The sequence below is a fragment of the Actinophytocola sp. KF-1 genome, from assembly GCF_054661535.1.
This window is the reverse complement of record NZ_BAAFVK010000007.1, coordinates 14,048-27,553: the sequence shown is the minus strand read 5'-3', so window position 1 is coordinate 27,553 and position 13,506 is coordinate 14,048. Positions and strand designations below refer to the sequence as shown.

At 72.1% G+C, this 13,506-nt stretch carries 12 protein-coding genes; 9 read left to right on the top strand and 3 right to left on the bottom strand.

The window, feature by feature from the left end:
* Positions 1-17 precede the first annotated feature (17 nt).
* The gene (locus tag ACYQ77_RS21675) at positions 18-1,388 is read right to left on the bottom strand and encodes a cation:dicarboxylate symporter family transporter (RefSeq protein ID WP_459714057.1); all 1,371 of its coding nucleotides are present in this window, start codon (positions 1,386-1,388) and stop codon (positions 18-20) included.
* Between the two features lie 115 nt (positions 1,389-1,503).
* On the opposite strand from ACYQ77_RS21675, the gene ACYQ77_RS21670 reads away from it, so the two are divergent.
* The 9 genes from ACYQ77_RS21670 (at position 1,504) to pheT (ending at position 10,749) form a co-directional block, all read left to right on the top strand.
* Positions 1,504-3,090 carry an ATP-binding protein gene (locus ACYQ77_RS21670; RefSeq protein ID WP_459714055.1) on the top strand — a complete coding sequence of 529 codons (1,587 nt, stop codon included), beginning with the start codon at positions 1,504-1,506 and terminating at the stop codon, positions 3,088-3,090.
* Positions 3,087-3,761 (top strand): response regulator, encoded by a 675-nt coding sequence (locus ACYQ77_RS21665; RefSeq protein ID WP_459714053.1) that lies wholly within the window; start codon positions 3,087-3,089, stop codon positions 3,759-3,761. The genes ACYQ77_RS21670 and ACYQ77_RS21665 overlap by 4 nt, the downstream gene beginning before the upstream one ends.
* Positions 3,762-3,987: 226 nt before the next feature.
* Positions 3,988-4,605, top strand: a complete 618-nt coding sequence (gene infC / locus ACYQ77_RS21660; protein WP_459714051.1) for a translation initiation factor IF-3 — start codon at positions 3,988-3,990, stop codon at positions 4,603-4,605.
* Positions 4,606-4,683: 78 nt separating this feature from the next.
* Entirely contained in the window at positions 4,684-4,878 is a 195-nt protein-coding gene (gene rpmI / locus ACYQ77_RS21655) for a 50S ribosomal protein L35 (protein WP_396110685.1), read from the top strand.
* A 71-nt stretch (positions 4,879-4,949) separates the two neighbouring features.
* A complete protein-coding gene (gene rplT / locus ACYQ77_RS21650) occupies positions 4,950-5,327 on the top strand; it encodes a 50S ribosomal protein L20 (RefSeq protein ID WP_459714049.1) in 378 nt (125 codons plus the stop codon).
* The gene (locus ACYQ77_RS21645) at positions 5,324-6,151 is read left to right on the top strand and encodes a TrmH family RNA methyltransferase (RefSeq protein ID WP_459714908.1); all 828 of its coding nucleotides are present in this window, start codon (positions 5,324-5,326) and stop codon (positions 6,149-6,151) included. The genes rplT and ACYQ77_RS21645 overlap by 4 nt, the downstream gene beginning before the upstream one ends.
* A gap of 59 nt (positions 6,152-6,210) precedes the next feature.
* Entirely contained in the window at positions 6,211-7,032 is an 822-nt protein-coding gene (locus tag ACYQ77_RS21640; RefSeq protein WP_459714047.1) for a DUF6159 family protein, read from the top strand.
* Positions 7,033-7,136: 104 nt separating this feature from the next.
* On the top strand, positions 7,137-8,204 hold the full coding sequence (gene pheS, locus ACYQ77_RS21635; RefSeq protein ID WP_459714045.1) for a phenylalanine--tRNA ligase subunit alpha: 1,068 nt from the start codon (positions 7,137-7,139) through the stop codon (positions 8,202-8,204).
* 34 nt (positions 8,205-8,238) lie between these two features.
* On the top strand, positions 8,239-10,749 hold the full coding sequence (gene pheT, locus ACYQ77_RS21630; RefSeq protein ID WP_459714043.1) for a phenylalanine--tRNA ligase subunit beta: 2,511 nt from the start codon (positions 8,239-8,241) through the stop codon (positions 10,747-10,749).
* A 550-nt stretch (positions 10,750-11,299) separates the two neighbouring features.
* Here pheT and ACYQ77_RS21625 read toward each other — a convergent pair.
* Positions 11,300-12,703: a hypothetical protein gene (locus ACYQ77_RS21625; protein ID WP_459714041.1), complete on the bottom strand. Its 1,404-nt coding sequence runs from the start codon at positions 12,701-12,703 to the stop codon at positions 11,300-11,302.
* Positions 12,704-12,709: 6 nt separating this feature from the next.
* Positions 12,710-13,495 (bottom strand): AAC(3) family N-acetyltransferase, encoded by a 786-nt coding sequence (locus tag ACYQ77_RS21620; RefSeq protein WP_459714039.1) that lies wholly within the window; start codon positions 13,493-13,495, stop codon positions 12,710-12,712.
* Between the last annotated feature and the right edge of the window lie 11 nt (positions 13,496-13,506).

Genomic DNA, 13,506 nt, shown 5'->3' with positions numbered 1-13,506 from the left:
TTCTCCGGTGCACGGAGCTACTTGGCAGGCTCCGCCGCCTCGGTCCGCGCGGCCGGGCCGTCCGCGGGGGTGTCCGCCGCGTGGTCGTCGATCAGCGTCTTCTCGTCGAACGGGTCCTCGCCGGAGAGCACCCGGTTCGCCTGGTCGCGGTCGAACTCCCTGGTCCACGTGCCCATGAGCACGGTCGCGACCGAGTTGCCCGCGAAGTTGGTCAGCGCCCGCGCCTCGGACATGAACCGGTCGATGCCGACGATGAGGCCGACGCCGTCGACCAGCTCCGGCCGGTGCGACTGCAGGCCACCGGCGAGCGTCGCGAGACCGGCGCCGGTCACGCCGGCCGCGCCCTTCGACGCGATGATCATGAACAGCAGCAACCCGATCTGCTCGCCCACCGACAGCGGCGCGTCCATGGCCTCGGCGATGAACAGCGTCGCCATGGTCAGGTAGATCGCGGTGCCGTCGAGGTTGAACGAGTACCCGGTCGGGACGGTGATGCCGACCACCGGCTTGCTGACGCCGAGGTGCTCCATCTTCGCGATCAGCCTCGGCAGCGCCACCTCCGACGACGACGTCGACAGGATCAGCAGGAACTCCCGCGACAGGTAGCGGAACAGCGTGAGGATGTTCATCCGCGCGACCAGCCACAGCAGGCTCGACAGGATCACGAACACGAACAGCAGGCAGGTCACGTAGAAGCCGATCATGATGATCGCGAGGCTCTTCAACGCGTCGACGCCGGTCTCGCCGACCACCGCGGCGATCGCGCCGAACGCGCCGACCGGCGCCGCCCACATGATCATCGCCAGGATGCGGAAGACCAGCCGCTGGAGGTGGCCGACGCCCCGCAGGATCGGCTCGCCCTTGCTGCCCATGGCCTGCAGCGCGAACCCGGCCAGCAGCGCGACGAGCAGTGTCTGCAGCACGGACCCCTCGGTGAACGCCGACACCAGCGTCGCCGGGATGATCCCGAGCAGGAAGTCGACCGTGCCCTCGGCCTCCTTGACCTGCGACTGGCCCGCCTCGCGGACGCTGTCGGTGAGCTGCAGGCCCTCACCGGGGTGCAGGATGTTGCCGACGACGAGACCGATGACCAGCGCGACCGTCGACATCGCGAGGAAGTAGCCGATGGCGAGCGTGCCGACCTTGCCGACTTTCGCGGCCTTGGCCACCGAGCCGACGCCGAGCACGATCGTGCAGAAGATGATCGGGCTGATCATCATCTTGATCAGGTTGACGAACCCGGTGCCTAACGGCTTCAGTTCCTTCCCGACTTCCGGCCACACCAGGCCGATCACGATGCCGGCCGCGACCGCGACCACCACGGCGATGTAGAGGAGATGGGTCCGGTCCCGACGACGTGGGCGGGCCGGTTGTTCAACGCTGGACACGAGACCTCCTGGCAGGGGCTGGTTCGGCTGATTGTGCGAACCCTTATGACCTGGGTCACGTTTGTGTTCATTAAGTAGATGACGTTCCAAGATCATTGTGAAGCGGGCCACACTGATGCGCATGACAAGGACCGGCTGGAGTCTCGCGAGGCAGCTGCTGGTGCTCCAGGTGATCATCGTCGGCGTGCTGGTGGTCGCCGGTGCGGTGCTCGCGTACCTGGACGTGGCCGGCCGGACCGAGGACTCCACGCGCGAGGAGGTCGTCTCGGTCGCGCTGACGATCGCCGATTCGCCCGCGGTCGTCGACGCCGTCCAGGCCGCCGAGCCGAGCGCGATCCTGCAGCCGTTCGCCGAGCGCGTCCGCCACGACACCGGCGTCGACTTCATCACGATCATGGACACCGGCGGGCGCCGGTTCACCCACCCGAACCCGGACCGCATCGGCGAGCGGTTCCTCGGCCACATCGACGAGGCGCTGGCGGGCCGGGTGTTCACCGAGACCTATACCGGCACGCTCGGCCCGTCGGTGCGCGCGGTGGTGCCGGTCCGCGACGGCGACCGGGTGGTCGCGCTGGTCAGCGTCGGCATCACCCTCGACGCGATCGCCGGGCAGGTCCGCGACCGGCTCGTGCCGCTCGTGGTGGTCGCCCTGGTGACCCTGGCCGCGGGCATGACCGGCACGTACCTGGTGAGCAGGCGGCTCGCCCGCCAGACCCACGGCCTCGGGCCCGCCGAGCTGGGCAGGCGCCTGGAGTACCACGAGGCGATCCTGCACACCGTCCGCGAGGGCCTGCTGCTCGTCGACCAGGCGGGCCGGGTGACCCTGTGCAACGACGGCGCCCGCGAGCTGCTCGACCTGGACGACGAGGTGGAGGGCAGGCTGCTGGGTGACCTCGGTCTGCCGGCGGCGATGGTCGCGAGCATGGCCCCGGACCGCACGACCCGCGACGAGATCCACCTGACCGAGCGGCGCGTGCTGGTCGTGAACTGCACGCCCGTCCGCTCCGGCAACCGTGCGCACGGCACGGTCGTCACGCTGCGGGACCACACCGACCTGCAGGCGCTGACCGGGGAGCTCGACTCGGTCCGCGGGTTCGCCGAGTCGCTCCGGTCGCAGGCGCACGAGGCCGCGAACCGGCTGCACACGGTGGTGTCGCTGGTGGAACTCGGCCGCTACGAGGAGGCCGTCGAGTTCGCCACCGCGGAGCTGGCGCTCGCGCAGCAGCTGACCGACCGGGTGGTGGACGCGGTGTCCGAGCCGGTGCTCGCCGCGTTGCTGCTCGGCAAGGCGGCGGAGGCGAACGAACGCGGCGCCGAGCTGGTGATCACGCCGGAGACGGAGATCGACGACGCCGTGCTCGGCGGCACGATCGCGCCCAGGGACGTGGTCACGATCCTCGGCAACCTGATTGACAACGCGCTGGACGCCGCCATCGAGGGCGGGAACGCGCCGAAGGTGTTCGTCACCGCCCGCGCCGAGGACGGCGCCCTGCTGCTGCGGGTCGAGGACACGGGACCCGGGCTGTCGGCGGGCGAGGTGGCGTTCGACCGCGGCTGGTCCACCAAGGCCGACGGGCGCGGGCTGGGGCTCGCGCTGGTGCGGCAGGCCGTGCGCAGGGGCGGCGGGACCATCGAGGTGAGCCAGGGGGAGCGGGGTGCCGTGTTCACGGTCCGGCTGCCCACTGCTTTGGTGTCGTCGTGATCTCAGTGCTGGTCGTCGAGGACGACCTCGTGGCCGCCGACGCGCACCGGCTCTACGTCGAGCGCGTCGAGGGGTTCGCCGTGGTCGGGGTCGTGCACTCGGCGGGGGAGGCGCGGCGGGCGCTCGGGCGGCTCGACGTGGACCTGCTGCTGCTCGACCAGTACCTGCCGGACGGCAACGGCCTCGACCTGTGCCGTGCGCTGCGGGCGGAGGGGCGGCTCGTCGACGTCATCATGGTCACCTCGGCGCGCGACCTCGCGCTGGTGCGTGCCGCGGTGTCCAGTGGCGTCGTGCAGTACCTGCTGAAACCGTTCACCTTCGCCACCCTGCGGGACAAGCTCGAGCGGTACGCCCGCTTCCGGCACGGCGTCGACCAGGCCGAGGAGGCCGACCAGACGGGCGTCGACCACCTCTTCGCGACCCTGCGCGGCAGCGAGGGCGCGCAGCTGCCGAAGGGCATGAGCGCACCGACCCTCGACGCGGTCGCCGCCGCGCTGCGGAGCGCTGACCAGGGCCTTTCCGCCGGCGCGGCGGGGGAAGCGCTGGGCATGTCGCGGGTCACCGCGCGCCGGTACCTGGAGTACCTCGCCGACCACGGCATGGCCGTCCGCCAGCCACGGTACGGTCAGGTGGGACGCCCGGAACTGCGCTACCAGTGGGCCAGGACCTGACCGGGGGAACAACCGGCCCGGGGTGGGTGTTATCCTGAGCGACGCGACCAGTCTTGCGTGCAAGGCTGAACAAGTGGAGCCCCGCTCCCACCCGAGTCACACCGTGGCCGGGTTCCGGTCGCCGCGACCCGCGCCGGACAGCTCCGGTGCGTGGGCGCGGTTCCTCGTCGGGTGCGGCGAGGTGATCGGAAGCGGGCCCCGTTCGTCACCTGACGACCGGGGTTTCGTGCTTGATGGGGATCCGCGAGGGTCGCGGAGGAGGAAGACGAACCCGGCCCGAGGAGGCCCCATCAGCTCCGAGACACGTATCAACGACCGCATCCGAGTTCCCGAGGTCCGGCTGGTCGGACCGGGTGGCGAGCAGGTCGGCATCGTGCGCATCGAAGACGCGCTCCGGCTGGCTCAGGAAGCGGATCTGGACCTCGTGGAGGTTGCCCCGCAGGCTCGCCCGCCTGTCTGCAGGCTCATGGACTACGGCAAGTTCAAGTACGAGAGCGCGCAGAAGGCACGTGAGTCGCGTCGGAACCAGCAGCTCACCGTGATCAAGGAGCAGAAGCTCCGCCCGAAGATCGACACGCACGACTACGAGACGAAGCGCGGCCACGTGATGCGCTTCCTCGAGCACGGGAACAAGGTCAAGGTGACGATCATGTTCCGCGGGCGTGAGCAGTCCCGCCCCGAACTTGGCTTCCGGCTGCTGCAGCGGCTGGCCGAGGACGTCGCCGATCTCGGCTTCGTCGAGGCCGCGCCGAAGCAGGACGGTCGAAACATGATCATGGTGTTGGCGCCGCACAAGTCCCAGAAGACCCGCCCGAAGGCGAGTGCGGGCACCGACACGAACTGACGCTTGTCCGCAAGGGCCGGGCGCCTCGCTCCGAGACGCCCGGTCGCACAACCGCGCAAGGAAGACGGCAAGAAGACCATGCCCAAGAACAAGACCCACTCCGGTACTTCGAAGCGCATTCGGATCACCGGCAAGGGGAAGCTCCGTCGTCAGCAGGCCGGCCTCCGCCACAAGCTGGAGAAGAAGCCCAGCACGCTGACCCGCCGCCTGTCCGGCACCGAAGAGGTCGCCAAGGCCGACGTCAAGCGCGTGAAGAAGCTGCTCGGTCGCTGACCGGCCCCTGTCTCCCCTGACCAATTCGGGCGCGCGGGATCGCCGCCCTCGAGATCGATCGGATTTGCACCGTGGCACGCGTCAAGCGGGCAGTCAACGCCCACAAGAAGCGCCGCACCACCCTTGAGCTGGCCAGCGGTTACCGCGGCCAGCGCTCGCGGCTGTACCGCAAGGCGAAGGAGCAGATGCTCCACTCGCTCAACTACGCCTACCGGGACCGCCGTGCCCGCAAGGGTGACTTCCGCCAGCTGTGGATCACCCGCATCAACGCCGCGGCGCGCCAGAACGGCCTCACCTACAACCGCTTCATCCAGGGTCTGAAGAACGCGGGTGTCGAGGTCGACCGCAAGATCCTCGCGGAGCTGGCCGTGCACGACGCGGCCGCGTTCGCCGCGCTCGTCGAGGTCGCGCGTGCCAACGCCGACCAGCAGGGCAAGGCCGCTTCCTGAGCACCGCACCACGACCCGGGGCAGTTCCGTTCACCGAGCGGACACCCCGGGTCGCTGCTGCCCGGGCCCTGTCGCGCCGAGTGGGGCGGCAGCGCGCCGGGCGGTTCCTCGTGGAGGGCACGCAGGCCGTCCGCGAGGCGCTCACCTGGCCCGGTGAGGTGCACGAGCTGTTCGTGACCGAGGCGTTCGCCGCACGGGACACCGAGCTGCACGGCCTCGCCGCCGCACGCGGGGTCGAGGTCTCGCTGGTGACCGACCGCGCGATGGCCGGGCTGTCCGACACCGTCACCCCGCAGGGCGTGGTCGCGGTGTGCTCGTTCGTGGACGTGCCGCTGGCCACCGCGCTCGCGGGCACGCCGTCGCTGGTCGCCGTGCTGGTCGAGGTGTCCGACCCCGGCAACGCGGGCACGGTCATCCGGGTCGCCGACGCGGCGGGCGCCGACGCGGTGGTCCTCGCCGGGGACGCGGTCGACCCGCACAACGGCAAGTGCGTCCGGGCCTCCACGGGGAGCGTCTTCCACCTGCCGATCGCCCGCGCGTCCGTCGACGAGACGCTCGCCGCGTGCCGCGTGGCCGGGCTGCGGCTCGTCGCCACCGACGGCTACGCCGACAGCGAACTCACCCCGGCCACCGCGCCGGCACCCGTGGCGTGGCTGTTCGGCAGCGAGGCGCACGGGCTGCCCGACGCGGTGAAGTCCGCCGCGGACATGTCACTCCGCGTGCCGCTCTACGGCAAGGCGGAGAGCCTGAACCTGGCCACCGCCGCCACGGTCTGCCTCTACGCGAGCGCGTGGCGGGCGCACGGTTCACCCGATCAGGTTTAACCGGGCCCGCATCCGATCATTCTGGTTCCATCGGATCACGGCTGCCGTGGGGGTGTCGCATGGGTCGGTTCAAGCGTTCCTGGAAGATGTTCAGGGCGTCCTGGCGCGTGCTCCGGTCCCGCAAGGAACTCGCGGTGTTCCCGGTCCTGTCCGGCGCGGCCGGGCTCGTGGTGGCGATCGTCTTCCTGACCCCGGCCGTGTTCACGGTCGACGTCGACGACGGCCGCGCCACCCCGGGCACCTACGCCCTGCTGGCCGGGTTCTACCTGGTCAGCGCATACGTGGCGATCTTCTTCAACGCCGCGCTCATCTCCCAGGCGAACATCGCGCTCAAGGGCGGCGACCCGCGTGTCGCGAACGGGCTGCGCGTCGCGGGCACCATGGCGGGCAGGCTGCTGCCCTGGGCGCTGCTGTCGGCGACCGTGTCGATGGTCCTGCGCCTCATCGAGGAACGCCTCGGTTTCCTCGGCCGCCTCGTCGCCGGCCTGGCGGGCATGGCCTGGAACCTCGTCACCTACCTGGTGCTGCCGGTGATGGTCCTCGAACGCGCCACCACGAAACCCGCGGTCAAGCGCTCCGCCGAGCTGTTCCGCGGCACGTGGGGGGAGAACGTGCTGGGCAACGTCGGCATCGGCGCGATCGGGTTCCTGCTGTTCCTGCCGTGCGTGCTGCTCGTCGTCCTCGGCGGGGTCGCGGGCGGCGCGGTGGCGTGGGTGTGCTTCGGCCTCGCCGTGCTGTGGTTCCTCGCGAGCATCGTGGTGACCAGCGCGCTGTCGGGCATCTACCAGACCGCGCTCTACCACTACGCCGCCGACCGGGAGGTGCCGCAGGAGTTCGCGGGCGCGGATCTGGCCGGCGCGTTCCCCCCGAAGCGGCGATAGGGGAAACTGGGTTCGGGCCGGATCCACCGATCACCTAGGATCACTGTGCTCGCACACTGCGGGCACGTCGATCCGGCCAGCCTTCCCCGGGAGCTCGCACCCACATGTCCGCAGCCAACGACTCCTACGATCCGAAGCAGGTCGCGGCCCTCGCGCCCGAGACGCTGCAGGCTGCCGTGGAGCAGGCGCGCAAGGAGTTCGCGGCCGTGGGCGACCTGGCGGCGCTGGCCTCGGTCAAGCCCGCCCACCTGGGCGACAAGGCGCCGCTGATGGTGGCCCGCCGCGAGATCGGCGCGCTGCCGCCGAACGCGAAGGCCGACGCGGGCAAGCGGGTCAACGAGGCGCAGAAGGCGGTCCGCGAGGCGTTCGACGAGCGCCGCGCGCAGCTCGAGGCCGACCGCGACGAGCGCGTGCTCCGCGAGGAGTCCGTCGACGTCACGCTGCCGTGGGACCGGATCCCGCGCGGCGCCCGGCACCCGCTGACCACGCTGTCCGACCGGATCGCGGACGTGTTCGTCGGCATGGGCTGGGAGATCGCCGAGGGCCCCGAGGTCGAGACCGAGTGGTTCAACTTCGACGCGCTGAACTTCAAGAAGGACCACCCCGCGCGCACCATGCAGGACACGTTCTACGTGGCGCCCGCCGACTCCGGCCTGGTCCTGCGCACCCACACCTCACCGGTGCAGATCCGCTCGCTGCTGGAGCGTGACCTCCCGGTGTACGTCGTGTGCCCGGGCCGCACCTTCCGCACCGACGAGCTCGACGCCACCCACACCCCGGTGTTCCACCAGGTGGAGGGCCTCGCCGTGGACAAGGGCCTGACCATGGCCCACCTCAAGGGCACGCTGGACGCGTTCGCCAAGGCGATGTTCGGCGACAGCTCCAAGATCCGGCTGCGCCCGTCGTACTTCCCGTTCACCGAGCCGTCCGCGGAGCCCGACGTGTGGTTCCCGGAGAAGAAGGGCGGCGCGGGCTGGGTCGAGTGGGGCGGCTGCGGCATGGTCAACCCGAACGTGCTGCGGGCCTGCGGTATCGATCCGGACGTCTACTCGGGCTTCGCGTTCGGCATGGGCATCGAGCGGACGCTGCAGTTCCGCAACGGCATCCCGGACATGCGCGACATGGTGGAAGGGGACGTCCGGTTCACGGCCCCCTTCGGCACCGAAGCCTGATCGCGCCACACCCGTCAGTAGGAGAGGTAACACCGTGCGGGTTCCCGTCAGCTGGCTCACCGAGCACCTCGAGACGGACGAGAAGTACACGGCGGAGCAGATCGCCGAGGCGTTCGTCCGGGTCGGCCTCGAGGTCGAGGAGGTCACGCCACTGGGGCCGGTGACCGGCCCCGTGGTGGTCGGCCGCGTCGCCGAGATCGAGGAGCTCACCGAGTTCAAGAAGCCGATCCGGTACTGCATGGTCGAGGTCGCCGAGGCCGAGGACCACGACGACGTCATCGAGGGCGAGCCCAGGGTGCGCGGCATCGTCTGCGGCGCGACGAACTTCGTCGAGGGTGACCTCGTGGTGGTCGCGCTGCCCGGCGCGGTGCTGCCCGGCGGGTTCTCGATCACCGCGCGCAAGACGTACGGCAAGGTCAGCAACGGCATGATCTGCTCGGCCCGCGAGCTGGGGCTCGGCGACGACCACACCGGCATCCTCGTACTGCCCAGCGGCGAGGCGGGCGCAGGCGACGACGCCATCGAGCTGCTCGGCCTGGACGAGAGCGTGATCGAGCTGTCGATCACGCCGGACCGCGGCTACGCCTTCTCCGTCCGCGGCCTCGCCCGCGAGCTGGCCTGCGCCTTCGACATCGCCTACCGCGACCCGGCCGCCATCGACGTGCCGGGCGCGGAGGGCGACGCCTTCCCGGTGACCGTCGAGGACGAGGCCGACTGCCCGCGCTTCGTCGCGCGCCGCGTCACCGGCGTCGACCCGACCGCGCCGACCCCGTTCTGGATCCGGCGCAGGCTGATGCTGGCCGGCATCCGGTCGATCTCGCTGGCCGTCGACGTCACGAACTACGTGATGCTCGAGATGGGCCAGCCCATGCACGCGTTCGACACCCCGTCGATCAAGGGCGGGCTGGTCGTGCGGCGCGCGAAGCCGGGGGAGAAGCTCACCACGCTCGACGACACCGTGCGCGAGCTGGACCCGGACGACATCATCATCGCCGACGAGACCGGCCCGGTGTCGCTCGCGGGCGTGATGGGTGGCGCGAGCACCGAGGTCCGCGACGACAGCACCGACATCCTGCTCGAGGCCGCGGTCTGGGACCCGGCGTCGATCGCGCGGACCGTGCGCAGGCACAAGCTGCCGTCCGAGGCCTCGAAGCGGTTCGAGCGGCACGTCGACGCGAACATCCCGCCGATGGCGCTGGAGCGGGCGGCGCGCCTGCTGCGCGACCACGCCGACGGCAGCATCAAGCCGGGCCGCACCGACGTGGGCGGCGTGACCCAGCTCCCGACGGTGACCATGCCGCTCGGCCTGCCCGACCAGGTCGCGGGCACGCGGTACCCGGGCGGCGCGACCGTGCGCAGGCTCCAGCAGATCGGCTGCGGCACCGAGGTCTTCGCCGGTGACGACGGCAAGTCGTACGTGGTCGCGCAGCCGCCGACGTGGCGCCACGACCTCGCCGAGCCCGCCGACCTGGTGGAGGAGGTGCTGCGGCTCGAGGGGTACGACACGATCCCGACCGTCATGCCCGCCGCCCGCCCCGGCCAGGGCGCGACGCCGAGCCAGCGCCGCAGGCGGTCCGTCGGCCGTGCGCTCGCCGAGGCGGGGTACGTCGAGGTCATCCCGTTCCCGTTCGTGTCGCCGACGGTGTGGGACGCGCTGGGCCTCGACGCCGAGGACTCCCGCCGCCGCACCGTCACGATCCTCAACCCGCTCGAGGCCGACCGCAGCGAGCTGGCCACCACGCTGCTGCCCGGCCTGCTGGACGCGGTGGTGCGCAACACCTCCCGCGGCATGCGTGACCTGGCGCTGTTCCACATCGGGCAGGTGACGCTGCCGAAGGCGCAGCAGGTGCCGGTGCCCGAGGTCGGTGTCGCCGGCCGCCCGAGCGACGCGGAGGTCGCGAGCCTGCACGCCGCGCTGCCGCAGCAGCCGGTGCACACGGCCGTCGTGCTGGCGGGCAACCGCGAGCGCGCGGGATGGTGGGGCCCCGGTCAGCCGGCCACCTGGGCGGACGCCGTGCGCGCGGCCCAGATCGTCGCGGAGGCCGCCGGTGTCGAGCTGACGGTGAAGGCGGGCGCGCTGGCGCCGTGGCACCCGGGCCGGTGCGCGCAGCTGCTGGTGGGCGACCTCGCCGTCGGGTACGCGGGCGAGCTGCACCCGAAGGTGGTCGACAAGCTCGGGCTGCCGAAGCGCACGTGCGCGATGGAACTGAAGCTCGACGCGCTCCCGCTGGTCGACCGGCGACCCGCGCCGTCCCCGTCGCCGTACCCGCCGGTGCTGCTGGACGTGGCCCTGGTGGTCGACGAGGCCGTGCCGGTCGCCGAGGTCGCGGACACGCTACGCGGCGGCGGCGGTGACCTGCTCGAGGACCTGCACCTGTTCGACGTGTTCACCGGCGAGCAGGTGGGCGAGGGCAAGCGGTCGCTGGCCTACTCCCTGCGCTTCCGCGCCCCGGACCGCACGCTGACGGTGGAGGAGGCAACCGCGGCCCGCGACGCCGCCGTGTCCGCCGCCGCGTCGAAGTTCGGCGCCGCGCTCCGCGCCTAGCCCGCCCCGCCCCGCTTCCGCGGGTGCGGACGGCCGAAGGTGCGTGCCGCGCCTTCGGCCGTGTTCGCAGCGGTGCGTGGCTTGTTTCCGTGCTGGGAGACCGCGCAAGCGGTCGCTCCATGCGGATTCCCGCTCTCCCGGCGGACGCGCATGCCGAAGGAGCCAGCGCGACCTCGCCGAAGCCGCGAACGCGCCACCGCGTGCCGAGCCCGTTCCCCGGGATTGGGAGTCGGTCGGCGGTGCCGCTCGGGCCTTGCGCATCACGAGGCTGCGGAGAAGCCGCCGCGGTCCTGTCACAGCCGCGAACGTGTCACCGCGTGCCGGGTCCGTTCCCCGGGATTGGGAGTCGGTCGGTGGTGCCGCTCGGGCCTTGCGCATCACGAGGCTGCGGAGAAGCCGCCGCGGTCCTGTCACAGCCGCGAACGTGTCACCGCGTGCCGGGTCCGTTCCCCGGGATTGGGAGTCGGTCGGTGGTGCCGCTCGGGCCTTGCGCATCACGAGGCTGCGGAGGAGCCACCGCGACACCGCCGAAGCCGGGAACGCGCCGTGCCTAGGCGGGGCTCGGGAACGGGAAGCCGGTCAGGCGCTGCCATTCCGCGTCCACGCCCCGTGGATCGCGTTCCCGCGCGGCGTGCAGTGCGGCCATGGCGCTGTCCGCGCTCGCCCGGTCCTCGGCGGCGGCCGCCATGCCGAGCGAGCGGACCAGCGGTGCCGTCGCCTCGGCTATGCGGTCGGCGTACACCAGGCTCATGCCCGTCATGAACAACGCGGACGCGAACTCCGGCTCGTAGGTATCCGGGCGGTCGCCGAGGACCTGGTGGAACACGCGCACCGACTCGGACGCGCTCGGGAACGCCTCCTCCGCGCGGTGCAGCTTCAACAGCACCCTCGCGTGCGACAGCAACGCGCTTGCGAGCGTCCGTCCCTGGGACGACTGGACGAGCTCCCGCAGCACCGCGACGGCCGCGTCGAGGTCCTCCGCCTCCTCGTGGCACCGCGCGGCACCGGACAGGGCGTCGTTCAACAGGTCCGGCAGGTCCAGCGCGCGGAGTTCCGTCGCGGCCTCGCCGTAGACCGCGGCGGCCTCGCGGTGCCGGGCCATGCCGCGGAGGTTCGCCGCCTGGTTGACGAGCGTCGTCGCCAGGTTCATGCGGACCTGCGGCTCCGGCATGCCCGTGCGCACGCCACGCCACGCGCGCACACCGGCGGCCGCCGCGTCCGCGCCTTCCGCGTGGTTGCCGAGGTCGGCCAGGTCGGCTGACAGCTCCTTCAACAGCGCCGCCCGCAGCAGGTCGTCACCCTCGATCCGCAAGGCGAGCCGGCACGCCGCGACCGCCTCCGCGAACCGGCCGTGCGTGCCGAGTGCCTCGGCCGCGCGGTGCAGGTCCCACCCGACCGACGGTGGCAGCGGGACCTCCTCGGCCAGCCGCTGCGCGGTCGCCACGGCACGGGCGGGGTCGATGCCCACCAGGTAGCGCACCAGGTTGGCGTGCATGGTCGTGTACAGGTCGGGGCGCTGGGCACGCAGCGGCGCGGCGGCGGCCGCCGCCTCCTCCTGCGCGGCCAGCGCCGAGCCCTCGTGGCGGAGCCGGATGTGGCACACGGCCGCGTTGTTCAGGCACTGCGCGAGCCCGGCGCGTTCCTCGTCGAGGAGGGGCAGTGACCGCCAGATCCCGGCGGCCCGGTGCCAGTTGACCAGCGCCCCGGCCACGTCGCCGGACTGGTCGGCGGCACGGGCGATGGCGGCCCGCACCTTCGCGCGGTCGCGCGCGTACTCGGCGGGCAGCCCGTCGAAGATCACGGCCGCCTCGCCCAGCGGCGCCATGGCGGCGATCTCCTGCCCCGCCTCGATCAGCAGCTCGCCCTTGCGGCCGAGCGCACGGCCGAGCGCCGCGCTCGCGGGCGGGGTGGTCGCGCGCTCGCGCAGCACCGCGATCTCCTCGTCCGGGTCCACCGCGCCCTACTTGCCGTGGCGGTTCGCCAGCAGCCAGTCCGTGGCGAACGCCACCGCCTCCGGCAGCGGGAACAGCCGGGCGTCCGCCTTGCCGACCTGACCGCGCAGGATCGTGGCCGTCGGCTCGTAGGCGGCGCCGAGCCGGTCGAAGTCGTCGCTGTCGGTGGCGACGTCGACGTAGGTGACCCACTCGCGGCCGCGTTCGGTGAGGATCGCGCCGCTGTGCTCGGTCTTCGGCGTCGGCACCCGGTACTCGGCGAGGTGGAACGCCGTGCACACGTCGAACCCCACACCGAGCAGCAGCACCCGCGCGCCCGCGTCCTCCAGCGCACGCAACGGCGACCCCTCACCGAGCTGGCTGTCCAGGTCGTGCCGCGCCATCAGCTCGGCCGCCCGCCCGCCGACCGCCGCGAACGACGTGTGCGGGTGGTTGCTGCGCACCGCACCCGGCCACGTCCGCACGCACTCCGCCACCGCGCCGATGCCCCGGCTCGGCGTGATCGCCGGGTCGAACGCGGGCATGTGCTCGCGGACGGTCGGCCACCACTCCTCGGGGACCGGCGGCCGCGACCACAGCTTGGGTTCGGAGTTGCCGCCGGTCTGCGTGGGCACCACGAGCGTGCCCTCCGGGCCGAGCACGTCGAGCAGCGCCTGCACCACGGCCACCTGCCCGCCCGGCACCCAGCCGATGGCTTTCATGGACGAGTGCGCGAGCACGATGTCGCCTGTGGACAGTCCGAGGGCCGTGAGGTCGGCGGCGAGCGAGGCACGGGTGGCTGGCAGCGAGGTCACACCGCCATCCT

Coding starts and splice junctions, on each gene's coding strand:
- ACYQ77_RS21670 (WP_459714055.1), top strand. CDS start 1,504: ATGCGCATGACAAGGACCGGCTGGAGTCTCGCGAGGCAGCTGCTGGTG.
- rpmI (WP_396110685.1), top strand. CDS start 4,684: ATGCCCAAGAACAAGACCCACTCCGGTACTTCGAAGCGCATTCGGATC.
- ACYQ77_RS21640 (WP_459714047.1), top strand. CDS start 6,211: ATGGGTCGGTTCAAGCGTTCCTGGAAGATGTTCAGGGCGTCCTGGCGC.
- pheS (WP_459714045.1), top strand. CDS start 7,137: ATGTCCGCAGCCAACGACTCCTACGATCCGAAGCAGGTCGCGGCCCTC.